The sequence below is a fragment of the Moorena sp. SIO3A2 genome (genome assembly GCF_010672265.1).
In the GTDB taxonomy this organism is placed as follows: domain Bacteria; phylum Cyanobacteriota; class Cyanobacteriia; order Cyanobacteriales; family Coleofasciculaceae; genus Moorena; species Moorena producens.
Genome location: NZ_JAAHHC010000015.1, coordinates 140,193 through 159,250, shown reverse-complemented (window position 1 = coordinate 159,250; position 19,058 = coordinate 140,193). Strand labels below are relative to the sequence as shown.

Below are 19,058 nucleotides of genomic sequence, written 5' to 3'. Positions count from 1 at the left end.
AACAAACATTTAAGGAGCATCTATCCCCAACTAATCACAAAACTCCCTCGATCGTAGCATCAATTTCTACCAAATCTCGATCGACTTCCTTCAACTCCGCCGCCACCACCCCTAGATTAATCTCCGCTGACTGTTCCCAAGTCTGCCATACAGCCATTACAGCCCAATCAAGTTCTCAAGGCTAGCTCTGTTTTTGGTGAGCACTGACCCACACTTGGATGTTTCTATAGTGCTTCAGGATAGTCTATCCTGTGATCGGAGGGGATCAATTTACCTAATTCCAAAGGTAACATACTCCCTAGTCAGACGCCTAAGTCTGTTAACTGTTAAAATATAACTAATTATCAGCTGAATTAATCAGGGAAAAAGAATCATGAATATCCTGATTTCTGCTTATGGCTGTTCCCCAGTAAGAGGGTCTGAATATGGTATAGGTTGGAATGTCGTAAAACAAATAGCTAAAGACCATAGCCATAAGTGTTGGGTGCTCACTAACATAACTGATCAATCTCAGATTGAACAGGAATTGGCTAATTCACCTTTAGACAATGTCACCTTTATCTTTGTAGCAATGTCTGAAGGGTCTCGGAATTCAGGATTGTCCCATTATTTGTACTATATCGCCTGGCAGATTAGAGCATTTTTTGTGGCCAAAAAACTCCAGAGCGAAATTGGCTTTGATTTAGTTCACCATGTCACTTATCAAAATTCCTGGTTGCCAACATGGATAGGCTGGCTAGATGTACCATTCATTTGGAATGGTGGAGCTAAAGATAAAATTCCTTCGGTACTCTTGAAGACATTATCCCTACAATCGGCCATGATGGAACGGATTCGGATGGTGTCGATGAATCTTCTAGGTGGCTTTACCCAGTGGTCTGTTGCTTCTCGCGCCCAATTAATTCTATCTCGGGAAGCGAGCCAATGGTCAGACAATTTACCAGTTAAGGCTTTTCCTCCCTTTGGTCTTAATCAAAAGGATATTGAAAGATTAGGTCAACTGCCCCAGCGCCAAGACGAACCCTTTCGAGTGGTTAGTATCGGCAGATTTTTGGGTTGGAAAGGGTTTGCATTGGGCATCCGTGCCTTTGCCCAGTTCCATCGTGAACGACCTACTAGTGAATACTGGCTGATTGGTGATGGTCCTGAAAAGGAGAGGCTACAGAAATTGGCCAAGGACCTTGGATGCGGTGATGCTGTACGTTTTTGGGGGAAGCTTTCCCGTGATCAGGTGCTACAACGGATGGCAGAGGTGGACGTGTTAATGCATCCGAGCTTCCATGATCATTGGCCGACGGTGGTGTTGGAAGCAATGGCTTCTGGTAGACCTGTGGTTTGTCTCGATATTGGTGGACCGTCGTTGATGGTTCAAGAAGACTGGGGAATTAAAGTGCCTGTCGATAACCTATCCCAAGTGATCAATGATTTAGATCAAGCACTGTTGCAGTTAGCAACTAATGGGGAAAAGCGCATATCTATGGGACTAAAAGGACGAGTGATAGTTTCAGAGAATTGGTCATGGGAGATAATCGGTGAACAAATGTTGAATCTATATCAGGAAGTTATAAATTCGTAAGCATTCAGGTATCAGGTATCAGGTATCAGCTCTCAGCATTCAGCTATCAGCTCTCAGCTCTCAGCTTATGGACTACAGATGGTGATACTTGAGGTGCTTTTGAATAAAGCTGTTCGCGCAGCGTGGCCAATGGCTGATGGCTGACAGCTGATCGCTGACGGCTTAATGCTTAGGTTTAAATTAACAATTAACTAACCATTACCTAATCTATGCAAGCCCTAATTTTTTGAGCTAGTAGCTCTACATGGGGGTCTTTGAGAAAACTCCCTGGTTGGTCATCTAAGTGCTTACCAGAGATTTCCTGGATTTCCAGGTTTCCAGTAACTAAATCTATCCAGCCTTTTTGGAGTTCTGGAGACTGGGCAATCCGCTCACTGGTCAAGAACATTGTTACTGGGTTTGGATAGTAGCGTTTGGCCACATAGTTTTTTGAAGCGAAGGTGTTAGCTTCTTGGACTTTGATGATTTGGAGAGATTGCGGTAAAGAAATCCCAAAGGACTGATATAATTTAGAAACAAGCTTTAGGAATTGCTGCTTGATTACGTCTTGAAAACCTCTGTGAATCAATCGCTGAAACAGTCCTTTTAATCGGTCACTATAGCTGCGCTTATAGGGAAGTTGCTTTTCACTTGTGGAGAATTCAAGAGGGCTAGGTTCAAGGAGAGCTAGCAAAGCCACTGTATCACCGTCTAAGCGGAGCAGCTGAGCAATTTCCAGAGCAATCTTACTTCCAAAGCAGTATCCTGACAGAAAATAGGGACCCTTGGGCTGAATACTACGTATTTCCTGGAGGTAGCAGCGAGCCATATCTTCAACTGTGGTCAGGGGAGTCTGTTTGCCATCGAGACCCAATGATTGTAGTCCATAAAACGGTTGCTCGGAACCCAAATAATGTGCCAAATCCCGAAAACTGAGAACATTACCACCGGCTCCATGAATACAGAATAGAGGCGGTTTGGAACCATTGGGCTGAATTGATACTACTGAGGACCAAGGTGCTGCTCCTTGGTCTTGGCGCAGCTGGTTGACTAATTGGGCTACAGTTGGAGCCATCAGCAGAGAAGCTAAGGGCAGTTTTTTCTGGAAAACCTTCTCAATCTCAGCAAACAGGCGCACGGCTAGGAGAGAGTCTCCTCCTAGGTCATAGAAGTTATCTGTAACACTGATAGATTTGATTCCTAAGACGTTTTCCCAAATTTTGGTCAATTGACGTTCTAAGTCATCTCGGGGAGCAACAAAGGTGTTGGATGAGTCTGGCTGAGGTTGGTCAGGTGCTACCAGAGTACTGTTGTCTTTTTGGGCATCCTCTTCTTGGCCTTTGTGCCTTGGGATGTCTTGCTGGTCAGGTGTCTGACCATAGCATCCATCCCAATCCACTGATACCCCTGCTTCCCTGAGCTGTTCTACGGTAGTGAGCAAGAAGCTTAGATCCGATTGCTCCTGTCGTGGATGACGTACCGACGTTAGCACCAGCTGCTCAACCGCTTTCTGAGAGTGTCGTTTAGTTAATGTGCTCAAGGTTCGCCCAGGCCCTACTTCTAGCAGGATCGTCTCTGGTTGTTTCAACAGCTGTTGCACACCTTGAGAAAATCGCACAGTTTGCCGCAGATGCTGAGCCCAATAGCCTGGATTGACTGCTTGCTCGGCTGTAATCCAAGTGCCAGTAACATTAGATAGGTAGGGAATTTGTGGGGGATTGAGACTAACCTGTTTTACCTGGTTGGTGAAGGAGTCCAAGATCGGTTCCATCATCTTGGAATGAAAGGCATGGGAGGTATGTAGCCTGCGGTACTCTAGCCCTTGTTGATCCAATTGGTTTTGTAATAATGCGATCGCATCAGTAGGACCAGAAATCACTGATTGGGATGGCCCGTTAATCACTGCTAAGGATAGTTCCTGACCCAGCAGGGATTGCAGCTCTTGTTCTGGTAAAGGAACAGCAAGCATTGAACCACCAGGCAGTTGTTGCATCATCTGCCCTCGAAGGGCAACCAGAGATAATGCATCCTCTAAGGAGAAGACCCCAGCTACACAGGCTGCCACATATTCACCGATACTGTGACCGATCATCGCTTGGGGACTGACTCCCCAAGACATCCATAACTGAGCTAGGGCGTACTCGATCACAAACATGGCTGGCTGGGTAATAGTAGTCTGTTTCAGTTGCTCTGTGGCCTGATTCGTCTGTTCCTGCTTTGGGTAGAGTACATGGCGCAGGTCAATACCCAGATGGGGTTTGAGGAGTTCTGAGCATCGATCAATCAAATCACGAAATGTTGATATTTCATGGATTAGTTCCAGCCCCATATTGACATATTGTGCTCCCTGTCCTGGAAACATAAATGCCACCGGCTGAAGCTTGGGCTGTTGGCCGTTTATCAATAATTGTTTCGGTAATTGTTTCGGTAGTTGTTGGGGTTGGCGAGTACTCGGTTCTAACACATCCCTGATTTCCCAGTTGCTGATTAGGTTACTTGCGGGAGCCATGATTGCTCAGATTTCACAGCAAAACTAATATAGCAAACGTTACTTATTCAATTCATACAGTATAGCTTTTTTTTGGGATTTCTTCAAGACTGAGCCTGAAAACAGGGTAAAACGATTTACTGTAAGCCAACTCAGCGCGCTGTTTGAGATTTTTTTTGAGATTTTTTTGATCAATCAGGACTTACCCATTGCCCCCGTTCCTACACCAAACTTAGTATATTTTTTGAGTATTACCCCCCATATTTGGTGGGTTAGCGAGCCAAAACCAACTAAATTTAGTAACTCCTATAAATCCTGGAACTTTTATCATCAAATCTACGTCACTAGGTAGTTTATTACCTTAAAATAGCTAATTGTTTACTCTACCGGATAGATGAGTTCACAGTTTTTTCACAAAGTCTGATTAACCTGTTACCCAAGTCTGATCACTCAAGTCTGATCACTAATCAGATGTTGCTTCAGCTCAATTTAATTGTTGGAGGTTTTTCCATGAACTCGCTCAGTGCCACGTCGATCACCGTTGAGTTGATTGAATGGGAGATACTACAATATGTAGCAGTTTATTGATAATTGATTGACCGCTGTTTACAACATTAACTTTTGTTAAAATATCGAATTTGGACAGGGATTTTAAGATACTGTGTGAAAGGCTGATTAAATAGCAAAGCCATCGTTAAACCGTTTGGAAAACTAATGGTGATTCTTGCATCTATGGTCAAGTTATTCGTCCTAAAAAATCCTGAAATGGTAACAGATTATGGCAGTTTTGACAAGTTGGCACAACCGCTTCAACGACCGCCTAAAGTTCAGAGACTATTGATCACACAAATCCTAAATTTGTAGGGGACACAGCGTGAAGCGCGTCACATCCCCTCTGCTCCGGGTAGTGCGTTCCAGCAGTATTACAATCAAATCAAGTCTGACATTAACAACCGCGCTGGAACGTATTATACTTAATGGTTTTAAGGGTTTGTTGATAAATACTATCTCAGTAATGGCAGGTAATAGTCCATTGTCAAACTGCGCCAAACTAACAGAGTTTTGACAAATCATGGCCTAGCCTTATCCTAGAAATCTACTTGATTGATAAAGCAGCTCAAGGTAGGCAAAAAAAATTATCGGGTTTATCTACCTGTCTTGATGCAATAGCGAGTGGGGGTTTCCCCCAAGACCGCTTAGGTGCGCTTACAGTCGTCGAATTAAATTCGCCACGGGTCGCACCTCTGCATCGCTTTGATAGCCGTTTGTTATCGGCTGTTCGGTGCATTTTCGTGATTTAGCTCACTTAGTCCAAGTAAATCGTGAATTGGGAAGGCAAGTTTTTTCCTTTGTATACTGTTAGACTCGGGCATCTAAAATGTTGAAACTATCAATTCTTGGTATCCGTGGCATTCCCGCCCAATATGGTGGATTTGAAACTTTCGCGGAACGGCTGTCAAAATATCTTGTATCTCAGGGATGGGAAGTCACAGTATATTGTCAGGAAGAGCACAAAAATCAGATGTTTGAAGAATACTGGCATGGTATTCGTCTGGTTCATATACCGGTTCCCTATGGCAACGCACTGGGATCGATTATTTTTGACTGGAAATCTACATTACATGCGGTCAAACAAAAGGGTATCGTGCTTACCCTTGGCTATAACACAGCCATCTTCAGTATTTGGTATCGCCTCAAAGGGATTACCAATTTTATGAATATGGATGGTCTGGAATGGAAACGCAGTAAATGGAGGCTTCCTGAAAAAATTTGGTTATATCTCAATGAATGGGCTGGGTGTTGGTTAGCTAACAGTTTAATTGCTGATCATCCAGGAATCAAGAGTCATTTATTGACCCGAAAAGTAGCTTCTGATAAAATCACGATGATTCCTTATGGAACCGAGAAAGTTGTTGATGCCGACTCACAACTTTTAACCCCCTATAATCTGGTTCCGAAGGAGTATGCTTTGGTGATTGCCAGACCTGAACCAGAAAACTCGATTCTAGAGATTGTTTCTGGCTTTTCCAGGCGACATCGGGGTCTTAAATTGGTGGTGCTTGGTCGCTATTTACCTGATCAGATACCCTATCACAAACAAGTTTTAGAAGCAGCCAGTGATGAGGTGATCTTTCCTGGTGCTATCTATAATAAGTCAGTGGTTAATGCCTTGAGATTCCACGCACGACTCTATATTCATGGACATCAAGTTGGTGGCACTAATCCTTCTTTAGTAGAAGCCCTCAGCGCTGGTCAACCGGTTCTGGCAAACAATAATCGCTTCAATCGTTGGGTTGCAGGACCTGGTGCTCACTATTTCAAAAATGAATCGGAATTGGACGAGAAGCTGGAGATACTGCTAAATGATGGTGATGAACTGCAAAAAATGAAACTAGCCAGCAAAGAGCGCTACTATCAGGAATTTGCTCAGGATAAGGATATTAAAGCCTACGAAAGGTTGTTCCTATCCAAAGCCAAGCAGCTGCATAAACTAGCTTTGTTAAGTTCTCCAATCCCTGAAATAGAGTGATAGCCTTCATAAGTTAGGCTAGCTGCTCGGGGAAAAATTTGGGTTAAAGGGTAACTAGTAAAGGGTAAAGGGTAATGTTAGAAACTTTTACCCTTTACTTTTATTTATTTTGAGCGGTCAGCCGTCAGCCTAATGCCGTCAGCCTAATGCTTAAAATAAACCTCTAAGGATAGAATTTAATAGTTCAAGATTAATCAGAATTGAAAGTCTGGGTAAAAGCCCTTGGCCATTCCCGTAGCGTGGGCGTAGCGCAATCGGTGCTTTGTGGCACAGGCTTCTTTGTGGCACAGGCCACAAGCGCTGTGCTTTCGTGACTATTAAACGAATGCTTACCTCTTGTATTCAAAAGCTGACAGCTGACCGCTGATAGCTGATAGCTGATAGCTGAATACTTACGGTCAACAAGCCTTAATTACCTCTTGCAAGGTGGTAGTGAAGTTTGGATAGGAGATGGCAGCCGCTTCAGCACCGTGAATGGTAGTTGTACCTTGGGAATTGAGGGCTGCGATCGCTAAACTCATGGCAATACGGTGGTCAGTATGACTATCCACGTCTGTACCGGTTAAGGGAGTACCACCAATAATCTCTAGACCATCGGGCAATTCAGTGACCTTAGCTCCCATCTGGTTCAACTGGGATGCCATCACCGCTAAGCGATCGCTTTCCTTAACTCGCAGTTCTGCTGCATCCCGAATGATAGTAGTTCCTTGGGCAAAGACTGCTGCTACTGCTAAAATCGGAATTTCATCAATCAGGCGGGGAATCAAGTCACCCGCAATGGTGCATCCTTTGATGAGGTTACCGTGACGTACCCGCAAATCTGCCACCGGCTCCCCAGCCACTACTCGCTGATTTAACAGCTCAATATCAGCCCCCATCATGGATAGGGCTTCTAAAATACCTGTACGGGTAGGGTTAACACCCACATTTTCCACAATCAGTTCTGAACCGGGTACAATCGCTCCGGCTACTAACCAAAAGGCAGCTGAGCTAATATCACCAGGAACAATTACGGCTTGCCCTTGCAACTGAGCCGGTCCTGTCACCGTAACACTATTGGTTTTTGGGTCAGTAATAATCTGAGCTCCAAAGGCTTTGAGCATCCGTTCGCTGTGGTCACGGGAGAGGGCTGGTTCAGTGACAGTTGTTTGTCCTTCGGTCATTAAACCAGCGAGGATAATACAGGATTTTACTTGAGCTGAGGCGATGGGAGAGTGGTAGTGAATTGGTTTAAGAACGGAGCCTTTAATGGCCAGGGGAGCGAGCGTTGCACCTTCACGCCCCCAGATGCTGGCTCCCATTTGTTGTAGGGGTTTCACCACACGGGACATCGGACGCGATCGCAAAGACTTGTCACCGGTTACAGTAAAAAATCGGTCAGCAGCAGAGGCGAGTAGTCCCAGAATCAGTCGTAGGGTAGTACCCGAGTTACCTGCATTTAAGACATCAACGGGTTCTTGCAGTTTCCCTAGTCCTATACCCTTAACAATCACTTGTTCAGTATTAAGTTCCGAGATATCTGCGCCCAAAGCACGAAAGCAGCTAGCAGTGCTTTGGGGGTCTTCTCCCAACAGTAACCCTTTAATGGTAGTTTTTCCTGAGGCTATCGCTCCCAACATTAAGGCTCGGTGGGAAATCGATTTATCCCCTGGTATGCTGATAACTCCCTGCAAAGATAGACCAGAGGTTGGGGGATTTATGCTTAAAGTCTGTTGATTTTCCGTCGTAGTTAGGGTGACTAGATTTGCTGGCAAGGGCATAGACTTCGGTTACATTACCGTGCTGAATCATAACCGATTTTATCAAAATTCTAGGTATTACTGAGATCTGGCACCGTTGTGATTAATCCTACGGTGGGCAGTGCCTAGCAAGGTGCTTGGTCAGTTTCTGGATCTGTCTGATCCACTGCCCACCCTACATGAACTTCCTCCAGTGATTAATCCTACGGTGGGCAGTGCCTAGCAAGGTGCTTTGTCAGCTTCTGAATCTGTCTGATCCACTGCCCACCCTACATGAACTGATCCACTGCCCACCCTACATTAATTGAGCGTTGCTCAAGCCAAGGTTTCTGGACAATATCCCAAACCCATGGTAAATTGTTCGCAAAAAGCTTCTATGTCGCTCTGGTTTGGACTACCATGAGAAACCACAGCAACTTGGTAGCGACGCATGACCTCTACCGGTGACTGTCCGGTTTCCAGACTCCACAGAGCCATTTGCACACGAATGTCAGGGCTGTAGGGAATCCCCAACTCGTTCATATAAGCCCGAAAGTCTCCATGTTGTTGAGCGGTTAAAGGTGTGTCCATCTTGACCTTAACCACCCAGCCATCAATCCGATGAATCACCGTGGCAAATTTGATAGGTAGCTGGGGCGAGTCTTTTAGATACTCAACGACTCGCAGAGTTAGACTGGCATTAGCTAAAAAGTAAAGGTAATCCATAGAGAGGAGTTAGTTAGTAACCAACTGAGGCTTGATATCATATCCGATATCTTTATTTTCGCAAGCCAGGATTGCTAACTGGTAGGGGATACTCCCCCGATCTTAGATAGGGGATATTCCCCAATGTAGGAATAACAGCATGACAGGGATTGACAAACAGACATCCAAGCACCAAATCGACCAATTAGTCTCAAGCTATGACTATGAACTACCCCAAGAGCAAATTGCCCAAACACCCTTGAGCGAGAGGGATGGTTCAAAACTGCTGGTGGTAGATTCACCAACTCACCATAGCCACCACATCTTTAGGGAATTACCTCAGCTACTGCAACCGGGTGACCTATTGATCCTCAATAACACCAGGGTTATCCCCGCTCGACTCTATGGGCGTAAATCCACTGGTGCGCCTGTGGAGATATTGTTGTTAGAAGAGCGAGAACATCAGGGACAACACCAGAGTTGGCTAGCTTTAGTGAAACCAGGTAGGCGTCTTAAGCCAGGAGCAGAGATTTGGTTTACCCCCTCATCCCAAGTTGGGCTCAACGATAGTAGCGTCTCGAAACAGCTAACTACCCCCCTACCTCCTCTTAAAGCAACTGTTCTGGCAACAGATGAAGCAACCAGTGGGCGGATATTGCAGTTTGATTTCCCAGAGGGAGTATCCTGGGAAACCCTGTTGGAGTTGTATGGCCAGGTTCCTCTACCCCCCTATATCCAAGACTCTCAAGCTACCCCAGACCAGTATCAAACCATTTATGCTCAAAAGAATGGTGCTGTTGCGGCTCCCACCGCTGGACTCCATTTCACCAATGAGCTATTGGAAAACTGCCGCCAACGGGGAATTCGGCTAGGGTATATCACCCTACACGTGGGGGTTGGTACATTTCGACCTGTAGAAGTGGAGGATATTACCGAACACGACATGCACGGAGAGTGGTTAGAAGTCCCCCAATCAACTGTGGAGCAAATTCAGGAAACTAGAGCAACGGGAGGTCGAGTTATTGCCGTAGGCACAACGGTAGTCCGTGCTCTAGAGGGAGCTGTTGTGGATGGGGAATTACAACCCTATTGTGGTAAGACTAACTTATTTATCTACCCAGGTTATCAGTGGCAGGTAGTGGAGGGATTGATTACCAATTTCCACTTACCTCGGTCGAGTTTATTAATGTTAGTTAGCGCCATGGTAGGTAGGGAGCGGTTACTGACCTTGTACCAGGATGCGATCGCTCAGGGTTATCGCTTTTATTCCTTTGGTGATGCGATGTTAATTTTGCCAGAAGCTAGAGATGTTCCCAGGGAACAGGGAATAGGGAATAGGGAATAGGGAATAGGGAATAGGGAGTAGGGAGTAGGGAATGGGGAAGAGGTAAAAAATCCTGTGTACCTGGTTACTATCAGAAACGCTATAAACAATAATTTAATTTTGAACTTCCGTACCAGATTTTTAGCCAAAAAGATAGATCCAAGCGCTGGGTTTTTTCCCAAATTTCAACGATACCGTAGCTATGGGCGTTAAATTTGAGTAGGTAATGCGATCGCTATGTCTAAAACCATGACCTCTGCTGTTGTACCTGATACTCCTTTACTGCCAACTCAGTATGACCTTCCCTGTGATGACGGTATTCCGATGGAAACTGAACGACATAAACTCCAGATGCAATTGCTGATTGATCCGTTATTGCCGTGGTTAGCCCAGCGGGAAGATGGCTATGTGGGCGGTAATATGTTTCTTCATTTCAGTGAAGCACAACTTAAAAATCAAGACTTCCGAGGTCCAGATGTCTTTGTAGTGCTTGGAGTTCCCAAAGGCGAACGACTTAGTTGGGTAGTTTGGGAAGAAGGTAAAGCACCTGATGTGATCATTGAATTAATTTCTGACAGTACAGCCAAGACCGATAAAACTACCAAAAAGCTAGTTTATCAAGACCAAGTTAGAGTACCAGAGTATTTTTGGTACGACCCGTTTAATCCAAAGGATTTTGCCGGATTTAGCTTAGACAATGGAGTCTATCAACCTTTAAGTGAAGATGAACAGGAGCGACTAGTTAGCGAAATATTAGGGTTAGCCTTAGTGCGTTGGTCAGGCTTTTACAAGGATGTGGAGGCCACTTGGCTGCGTTGGGCTACTTTGGAGGGAATTGTGCTACCTACTCCTGAAGAAAATGCGGCGATCGCTCAAGAACAAGCGGCGATCGCTCAAGAACAAGCGGCGATCGCTCAAGAAAGGGCTGAAAAACTGGCTGCTCGCTTACGAGCAATGGGAGTGAATCCAGATCAAGTTTGAAGAATAAGAATTAATAATTCTCTAAGCATTCAGCGGTCAGCGGTCAGCGGTCAGCCGTCAGTCTTTAGCTGATAGTTGAGAGCCTTTAACTGATAGCTGATAGCTGATAGCTGATAACTGACAGTAAAACCAACGTTTGCCTCTTGCCTCTTGCCTATCTTTTAAGAATTAGTATTAGCTGGCGTCAACTGTAAATATAAACAAGGAATCACCAGCAAAGCACTCAAGGTTGAGGCACATAAACCGAAGATAATTGCCATACACAACGGAAACCAAATGGGATCACTTAGTGCTAAAGGAATCAAACCAACCATGGTGGTAATACTGGTGGTGAGTACCGGGCGCAGTCGGTCAGAAGCACCATGAGCTGCAGCTTGTCGCACTTTCATTCCACTTGAACGATGCTTGTTCATGGTTTCTACGATCACGATGGAATCATTAACTACAATCCCCACTAGAGAAATAATCCCAATCATGCTAGGAAACGAAAGGGGTATCCCGAGCAAAGAGAAACCACTAAAAGTGCCAATCAAAGCAAAGGGGATAGAGAGCATAATAATGAAAGGCTGGCTGAAAGAGCCAAATTGCAGCACCAGTACCGAAAAAACTAAGAAAAGTGATACATAGGACATGTTAACTGCGGAACCAAAGGTCTCACTTTGAGTTTCAGCCTGTCCGCCAAATTTGTAATCATAACCTGGAGACCATGTTTTCTTCATTTGCTCTAATTTTGGCTGTAACTCTGCCAAAATCTCTCCAGGAGTGCGACCTTTAGCTTTAGAATAAACAGTAACTGTGCGTTCGGTATCTGTATGGGTAATCGATAGGGGAGCCATGCTCTGCTCAATATCCAATATCGCCTCTCCCGATATTGCTCCGTGGTCTGATGAAAACAGTTGAATCATTCTCAACTCATCACGACGAGTGGGACCACCTACAGCGCCATTGCGGGAGGGCCACGCAGTACTCAGGCGAATTTCTAAGTCGTCTTTTCCTGCTCTAATGGCAGAGTCTGTAATCTCGTTATCGGTCATAATGTAGCGTCCCTGCAGGGCTAGGTCATTTTCACTGATGCCATAAAAATCCATAGCTTCCCGTTTGGGTCGAAGTTTGATATCGTTGCGCAAGTCTCCCAAGCCATCACGGACATCTTCAGTCCCATCAATCTGGCGCAGTGCTAATTGGACTTCACCGGAAATCTGCCGCAGTGTGTTCATGTCATTGCCTTTTAGCTCAATGGCAATCGGGTCTCCGCCTTCACCAGTACCAGGAACATTGATGACTAGGGATGCTCCAGGATAATTACGGATGGCCTGATTCAGTTCTGTTCGCAAGTCATCTATATAGTCATAGGAGAACTGGTCGCGCTCGTTTTTTTTGGTAAATAGTGCTGAGAAACCTAGTAAATAGTTATCCTGTGTCGGCTTAAGACCACTCTCTGCCACTAAAGCACTTTTTTGACCAACTAATTTGGTGACACTTTCAAAATAATCCTTGGAACGCAAAATTTCTCCTAAATCATCTGCCACTTGTTGAGACTTTGCCAAGGTGGCTGTGGGGGGTAATTCCACATTGATACTGATGGGGCGGGTGTCAGCATCAGGAAAAAGCGTTCCTGGTAATTGCGCAACCGCAACCAAAGAGGTAATAAAAATAACTACAGTTCCGACAATCCAAGCACCAGCTATTGCTCGGTTACGTACTGTAAACTTGAGACTCCAGTTTTTAAACCATTCAGAGGCGGATTCGGTTAGTTTATCAATGCGGGTTTTTTGAATCCGGCCTTTAACATTACCTAACACAAAGCGAGACAAGGGTATATCGATTAATAAAGCGATCGCATAACTGAGCAACAGACAGATAATTGCTGTGATGGGCATCAACCGTACAAACTTGCCCATCGTGCCACTAATTACCAGCAGGGGTGCCATAGCTAGAATGGTTGTGAGCTGACCGGAAAACGCTGGTGCTGCATAGGTTTTCACAGTCTTAAGGGCTGCCTGATTAAAGGTTAACCCCTCCACAAACAGTGCATCATGCATCCCCTCCATCATTAAGATGAATACATCCACCAGCAATCCTAGTGCTATGACCATCCCATATAAGATCATATTGTTAAGGGTGTACCCACTAAGCCAGAGCAGAAATATAGCTCCGAGAAAGGTTAAAGGAATCGATAACCCTGCAATTATGGCTTCTCGCCAGGTCAGGGCAATGAACAAGATGATAAAAACACCAATAACTGCCTGAATCACATTACTGATCAGGTTATTCTGCTCATCGTGAATCTGTTCGTCCTGCCTGTAGGTAATCCGATAATCCATCCCAAAAGGCCAGACATTGAGGTCTTGCTTGAGAGACTCCAGTTCTTCTAAGGTTTTTTCGATGACCTTAATTGAGTCAGACCCTGGTACTTTCACTACATCCATGCTGACGGTGGGTTCAAACTCAGAACCCTGCCAACTAATGAAGGCACGAGTCTTTTCCCTTTCCAAATCCCGACGTACTAAGGCAACTTCATCGAGGCGCACTACCCTACCATCAGCACCACCCAAACGAGTGATAGGCAAGCTACGTAAATCTTCCAAGGTACGAAACCTACCGTACAATCGTACCTGAGCCCCAATCTGTTCATTTTCAATCTGGTCCCAGGGCATATCCTGGTTAGCAACTCTGAGGCGGTCACTTACTGTTGTTGGGGAAATCCCCAAAGTAATCATGCGGCTGGGGATAAGTTGGACATTGATAACTTCTTTCCGTTGTCCTGCTACATTAACCTCCCGTACACCCGAGACTTTTTCGAGTCTTTCTTGAATATCTTCCGCCGCCCGACTGAACACCGCCGGATCGAGATTACCATATAAAGCAATCGAGAAAATTGGGACATCTTGGGCAGAGATTTGCTCTATATTGGGTTGCTCAGCCTCTGAATTAATCTCCGGTTCAGCATCATCCACTTTTTGCCGCAGCAGTGCCATCGACTCCTGAACATTGGCATTAGCTTGAAATTCAACTAATATCTGGGAGAAACCGTTGAAAGAAGCACTCTCAACTTTCTTCAATCCCTTGAGGGATTTGAGTTCTTTTTCTATTTTATCGGTAACTTGAGTTTCTATGGTTTCTGGGTCAGCCCCTGGCCAAGTAGTAGTCACTATCGCCATGGGAATTTCCACATCTGGATCGGCTTCTTTGACCATGGACTGATAACCCATCAATCCACCCAAGGTTAGCAAAACGATCAAGAGAATACCAAATACTGTTTTCAGGAAAAAGAATTTAGCTAAACCTGAGGCTCGGTTAACATCAGGCACATCATGCCCATTATGCCCATTATGCCCATTATGATCTAATTTATCCTGTAAAACCTCAGGTTTAGAGTTGGAGGAAACCAGCTTACTACTCATCAATTACCTACCAAAGGAAAACGTCATCTTAGCAATTACCGTAAGCATTCAGCATTCAGCATTCAGCATTCAGCATTCAGTTAATAGCTATTAGCTATTAGCTATTAGCATTCAGCTTATGGGCTACGCGCAATCGGTGCTTTTGAATAAAACAGGTAACCATTTGTTTAATCTGAGTTACGTCTGCATGATAGCTGACCGCTGACCGCTGAATGCTTACCAATTACCAACTGCCCAAATTATTCCTTACTAGTTAATAACTTCAACTGGTGTGCCATCAACTAAGCGATTGAGTCCTTCTGTGACAACTAAATCGCCAGGTTCAACACCACTTTTAATTTCTTGCATAGAAATCCCCTTAATACCCTCTGTTACCGGACGCAGTTTGACGACGTTTTCTTGTTGATTTACAACAAATACATAGGGTTTATGGTCGCGGTAGACAATTGCATTAATAGGAACACTTAGGGCTGTGGGGTTTTCTTCCACAGCAATCCAAACAGAAACTCGCTCCCTATCCAGTACATTCTTACTTCCTTGGTACAGGCGGATGGTCACGTTTACAGAACGCTCACCAGGGTTAACCGAAGGACTGACTGAAAAAATTGCGCCTCGGGCTTTAGCAAGGCGAAACAATTCCTGTTGGGTCATGCCTCTACTAGAGGCACTACTCATGTCTTGATCTAACACCACATAAGCTGATTGACCGGGTTGCACCAATGGGCCATAAAAGGTCGGGAGTTCGACATCGACTTCATAAGCGCTAGGGTCATTGACAATGATCGGCACTGAATCGACTACAGTCTGATAATTACTAGTGTTTACACTGTTTAAAATTTGGGTTGTCCAGAAGTCTCCCTCTCGGATATTAAGGTGGGCTACAATTCCATCAAAGGGTGCTACAATCTCCGTATCTTCTAAACTAATGGTAGAGCGAGTTTGCCCAGCCTTGGCTGAAGCAATCTGGGCTTGAGTAGCAGTTAATTGTGACTGGGCAGATGCTAACTGACTTTCAGCAGCTTTGACATTGCTCAAGGCAGCATTAACTTGAGCTTGTGCTGCTCTGACTTGGGATTGAGCATCCTCGGCTCTATTTCTGTAGACATCAACATCACTCTCTGAGATTACACCGGCATCGAAAAGTTCTAGACGGCGTTTGAATTCAGATATCGCTAAATCAAAATCATTTTTTGCTGCTTCAAACTGGGCTTGGGCGCTGATTACTTGTGCTTTGGTTTGTTCTACATTTGCTTGAGATTGAGACAAATTTGCTTGTGCTGTTACCCGTTGGGTCTGAGCTTCAGCAGTTTGGGCTTGAGCTTGTGCCAGCTCTGCTCGCAGTCTGCGGTCATCTAATTTTGCTAGTAATTCACCCTTTTTGACAAAATCTCCCTCTCGTAGATCCCGTCCATTAACTTTTTTGAGATAGGTGATAGTTCCTGAGGTTTGGAAGGTCAGGTGTTTGCCTCGCACTGCTGAAACGAAACCATTGCCAAAAACTAACTGTTGCAGTGGATAAATTTTGACTGGGGTGGCTCGTACAGGTAACCGGTTAGGTTCAGCTGGGGCTGCTGTGATGGTGTTTTGTGATACCTCGGGATTAGGTTGGGACTGTTTGAAAGCGATCGCACCCAATGCTATAATACCGATACCTAGCAACAGAAAAGGCCACATCGGTCGCTTTTTACGGGAGGGATTGGCGGGGGTATTGGTTGCTTCCCTGGCAGCTTCCGTTTCTACTTCGGGTAATGGGTCTTGTGGTTGCTGTTCAACCCCTTGATCAATGTGTTCCTGAATTGGTTGAGGTGAGGACAAGTGCTTTTGAGGCAAAGGATTTGATTTCATTGTTTATTTCCTGTAGCATCAAGTCTTAAGTACTTTTGAGTTGCACAGTATGGGGTTAGTTACCCTATATAAAGGATATCGCCTGTAACCAAGGAGTTTGTTTCTAGAGAAATGCCACAGGGGCAATCAGAACGAGCAGAAACTCATAATATATCAGTTGGAGCAACCCTGCCATCAACCGGTGGTATAGGATTACCGGAAGTTTTGTCAAGTATACAGCTTCAAAACCTGTGTTGAAATCAGGATAAGTACTAAAACCTAGGGATAATTGTATTAAAGTAGAGAGTAGGGAGTAGGGAGTAGGGAGTAGGGAGTAGGGAGTAGGGAGTAGGAAGCGGTTACCCCTCTATAGGCTTTCAGCTGTACGCCAGACTGGATAAATTAATTGCTGCATTTAAATCTTGGTCAATTTGTGGACAAATTAAAAATTACAAATCATAAATCATAAATCATAAATTAACCCCACCAGTGTCTTAAACCAGTGGGGTTTTATGATTATTAATTGAAACTAATTACAAGAATTTATTTTGTCCGCTGACCGCTGACCGCACCTCAAGTAGCGTGCGCGTAGCGCATATGCTTAAGCAGTCTTTTTTTTGAAAGCTGCACCTGTTCCCAAAGCACCTAATGCTAGTAAGCCCAAAATTGAAGCAGGTTCCGGAACGGGTGTTAGCTGAACATTGTCAATCAGCAGTCCAGAGTCAACAAAAGGATCATCCTCGTCCAAGACTCCAAGTCCTAAACTAAAGGTTCCAGAAGTTTCAAAGGTATAAGAAAAACTCTGAAAGCCAGTCTCTTCAAAGAAAGGTGTCTGAAAGAAAGGTGTCAAAGATTCTATGAATAGTGGGGAGTTGGTGTCAGCTAGTCCATCTACCATTTGAGAGATGCTGACGAAGGAAAAATCGTTAAAAACTTCTGGATTAACAAAGGGAAGACCGTTAAAATCTTCTGGATTCAAAGATGATGTAAATTCATTCGTGAGAAAGTTCCAATCAAAAGTCAAAATATCTCCGGCATAGGCAGTGAAGGTTTGTTGAATTGCAGAACCCTCTGTGGGAGTATCTACATTGGGAAGATTAGGGATAGTAGCTAAGCTTCCAGCTGTTAATCCTAGGAATGTTTCTATATCCGAGACAGGAACTGAGCCAACACCAGTAGTTAGTAAAGCTTGGAAGTCTCCATCTGTTGGACCACTTCCAAACTCTGCTGTCTCAATACTAGTGTCGCCTATGGTTGCCCATGGGTTGAAATCACCAGTCTCAAAACTGCCATTGACAATTGCCAAAGCTGGGTTAGCACTTAAAAGAGTTGCGGCACTAACTAAACTTACTGTACCTGAGCATAGGGTTAAGACATTGAACAATTGGCGAGTAGACATAAACTTGATTACTCCTTTGTTAGGGAAAATACGATGGTTTTCGCGACGACACTATTTGCTGTAACTATGTCTTGATGCAGCGCGGCAAAAGGGGGTTTATCCTAGGGTGCATCTCATCTTTGTAAAAAAGAAGGGAAGTGCCGGAAGTGTCGGAAGCGTGGGGATTTTAGGGAGGGTGGGTAGTGTAGGCAGTTTGGGAATTTTATTAGAATTTTTGTTTAATTGCAAAAATGAGATGCACCCTTTATCCTATGAGCCACTGCATCGGTTTGGAGAGTATTGGAGAATTTATTAATATAGCAATTCTCTCTTCAATGAGGTACAAAGCGATCCCCCGTTGGTCCCCATTTGTAAGGAGGACTTTGAGGTTGATAACCATACCTCATCAAGGCCATAAAAGCTATAAGTCAGAACATCTAAATATCAAGGGGCTCAAATCAATTAATTCTAAAATCTAGAGCCTCTTAATACGCAAGCACCATGATCTGACACATCCAAGCCAACTAGTTTAAGCATGGATGTAACTAATCAGAAAAATCGCTACGAACTCAAGCAGCGCTCTCTCAAGATAGAGTTCATTGTTGATTATTATCCCCAGAGGGAGGTCTTTTCTTTTACTGCTTTAGGTTGGTAGCTATGACAACCATGAACGATTTAACGTTGATGACTGATTTATTTCCAAAGAATAATATTACATATAAATCTGGAAAAATTGAGCTAATCCAAGTAAAATTTACTCAATCTTTAAAATAATAAAGTTTTAATGAAAAATTCTTTGATAAGAGATAATTCAGTCAATATAGCATTTACCAATAGGTCATAAACAATATTGCTGTGTCTTGATGCAGTCGGTCATGGGGGTTCCCCCCATGACCGCGCTGCATCGCTTTCTGATAACATCAAAAACTATTCGGAGCTCTTTCCTACTGGGTGCATCTCAGTTTTGCAATTAGGCAAAAATTCGGGCGAAAATTTCTACACTCCCCGCGCCCGGGCCCCACACTCCCCGCGCCCGGGCCCCACACTTCCGATCTTTTTTACAAATATGAGATGCACCCTTCCTACTCTTCCCTGTTCTCTGTTTCCTGTTCCCTATATTGATGCAGTCCTATGTTTACATCTCAAATAAA

Annotated in this window: 12 protein-coding genes and 1 pseudogene; 5 read left to right on the top strand and 8 right to left on the bottom strand. The window is 44.4% G+C overall.

Annotation, left to right across the window (positions count from 1 at the left end):
- Window positions 1-34 precede the first annotated feature (34 nt).
- Entirely contained in the window at window positions 35-157 is a 123-nt protein-coding gene (locus tag F6K64_RS18075) for a hypothetical protein (protein ID WP_008188527.1), read from the bottom strand.
- Window positions 158-373: 216 nt separating this feature from the next.
- On the opposite strand from F6K64_RS18075, the gene F6K64_RS18070 reads away from it, so the two are divergent.
- Window positions 374-1,576, top strand: coding sequence for a glycosyltransferase family 4 protein (locus F6K64_RS18070; protein ID WP_008188526.1), 1,203 nt, complete (start codon window positions 374-376; stop codon window positions 1,574-1,576).
- A gap of 202 nt (window positions 1,577-1,778) precedes the next feature.
- Here the strand turns inward: F6K64_RS18070 and F6K64_RS38945 are convergent, their stop codons facing one another.
- Both F6K64_RS38945 and F6K64_RS38940 read right to left on the bottom strand, forming a co-directional pair.
- Entirely contained in the window at window positions 1,779-2,954 is a 1,176-nt protein-coding gene (locus tag F6K64_RS38945; RefSeq protein ID WP_502708046.1) for a thioesterase domain-containing protein, read from the bottom strand.
- Window positions 2,934-3,932: pseudogene (locus F6K64_RS38940) on the bottom strand (acyltransferase domain-containing protein); the annotation flags it as partial. The pseudogene F6K64_RS38940 and the gene F6K64_RS38945, both read right to left, overlap by 21 nt.
- A 1,489-nt stretch (window positions 3,933-5,421) precedes the next feature.
- Here F6K64_RS38940 and F6K64_RS18060 point away from each other — a divergent pair.
- On the top strand, window positions 5,422-6,573 hold the full coding sequence (locus F6K64_RS18060) for a DUF1972 domain-containing protein (protein WP_008188523.1): 1,152 nt from the start codon (window positions 5,422-5,424) through the stop codon (window positions 6,571-6,573).
- Between the two features lie 398 nt (window positions 6,574-6,971).
- Here F6K64_RS18060 and aroA read toward each other — a convergent pair whose 3' ends face one another.
- Entirely contained in the window at window positions 6,972-8,333 is a 1,362-nt protein-coding gene (gene aroA, locus F6K64_RS18055) for a 3-phosphoshikimate 1-carboxyvinyltransferase (RefSeq protein ID WP_008188522.1), read from the bottom strand.
- A gap of 294 nt (window positions 8,334-8,627) precedes the next feature.
- Window positions 8,628-9,017 carry a hypothetical protein gene (locus F6K64_RS18050; protein ID WP_008188520.1) on the bottom strand — a complete coding sequence of 130 codons (390 nt, stop codon included), beginning with the start codon at window positions 9,015-9,017 and terminating at the stop codon, window positions 8,628-8,630.
- A gap of 139 nt (window positions 9,018-9,156) precedes the next feature.
- Here F6K64_RS18050 and queA point away from each other — a divergent pair, with 139 nt between their 5' ends.
- Both queA and F6K64_RS18040 read left to right on the top strand, forming a co-directional pair.
- Complete coding sequence (gene queA / locus F6K64_RS18045; RefSeq protein ID WP_008188519.1) at window positions 9,157-10,341, top strand: tRNA preQ1(34) S-adenosylmethionine ribosyltransferase-isomerase QueA; 1,185 nt, start codon at window positions 9,157-9,159, stop codon at window positions 10,339-10,341.
- 216 nt (window positions 10,342-10,557) lie between these two features.
- Window positions 10,558-11,301, top strand: coding sequence for a Uma2 family endonuclease (locus tag F6K64_RS18040; RefSeq protein ID WP_008188518.1), 744 nt, complete (start codon window positions 10,558-10,560; stop codon window positions 11,299-11,301).
- 161 nt (window positions 11,302-11,462) lie between these two features.
- Here the strand turns inward: F6K64_RS18040 and F6K64_RS18035 are convergent, their stop codons facing one another.
- Window positions 11,463-14,705 carry an efflux RND transporter permease subunit gene (locus tag F6K64_RS18035; RefSeq protein WP_287265947.1) on the bottom strand — a complete coding sequence of 1,081 codons (3,243 nt, stop codon included), beginning with the start codon at window positions 14,703-14,705 and terminating at the stop codon, window positions 11,463-11,465.
- 249 nt (window positions 14,706-14,954) lie between these two features.
- Window positions 14,955-16,550: an efflux RND transporter periplasmic adaptor subunit gene (locus F6K64_RS18030; protein ID WP_287265945.1), complete on the bottom strand. Its 1,596-nt coding sequence runs from the start codon at window positions 16,548-16,550 to the stop codon at window positions 14,955-14,957.
- Between the two features lie 111 nt (window positions 16,551-16,661).
- Between F6K64_RS18030 and F6K64_RS18025 the strand changes: the two genes are divergently transcribed.
- Window positions 16,662-16,787 (top strand): hypothetical protein, encoded by a 126-nt coding sequence (locus F6K64_RS18025; protein ID WP_287250949.1) that lies wholly within the window; start codon window positions 16,662-16,664, stop codon window positions 16,785-16,787.
- Window positions 16,788-17,130: 343 nt separating this feature from the next.
- Here the strand turns inward: F6K64_RS18025 and F6K64_RS18020 are convergent, their stop codons facing one another.
- The gene (locus F6K64_RS18020) at window positions 17,131-17,928 is read right to left on the bottom strand and encodes a PEP-CTERM sorting domain-containing protein (protein ID WP_008188514.1); all 798 of its coding nucleotides are present in this window, start codon (window positions 17,926-17,928) and stop codon (window positions 17,131-17,133) included.
- Window positions 17,929-19,058 lie beyond the last annotated feature (1,130 nt).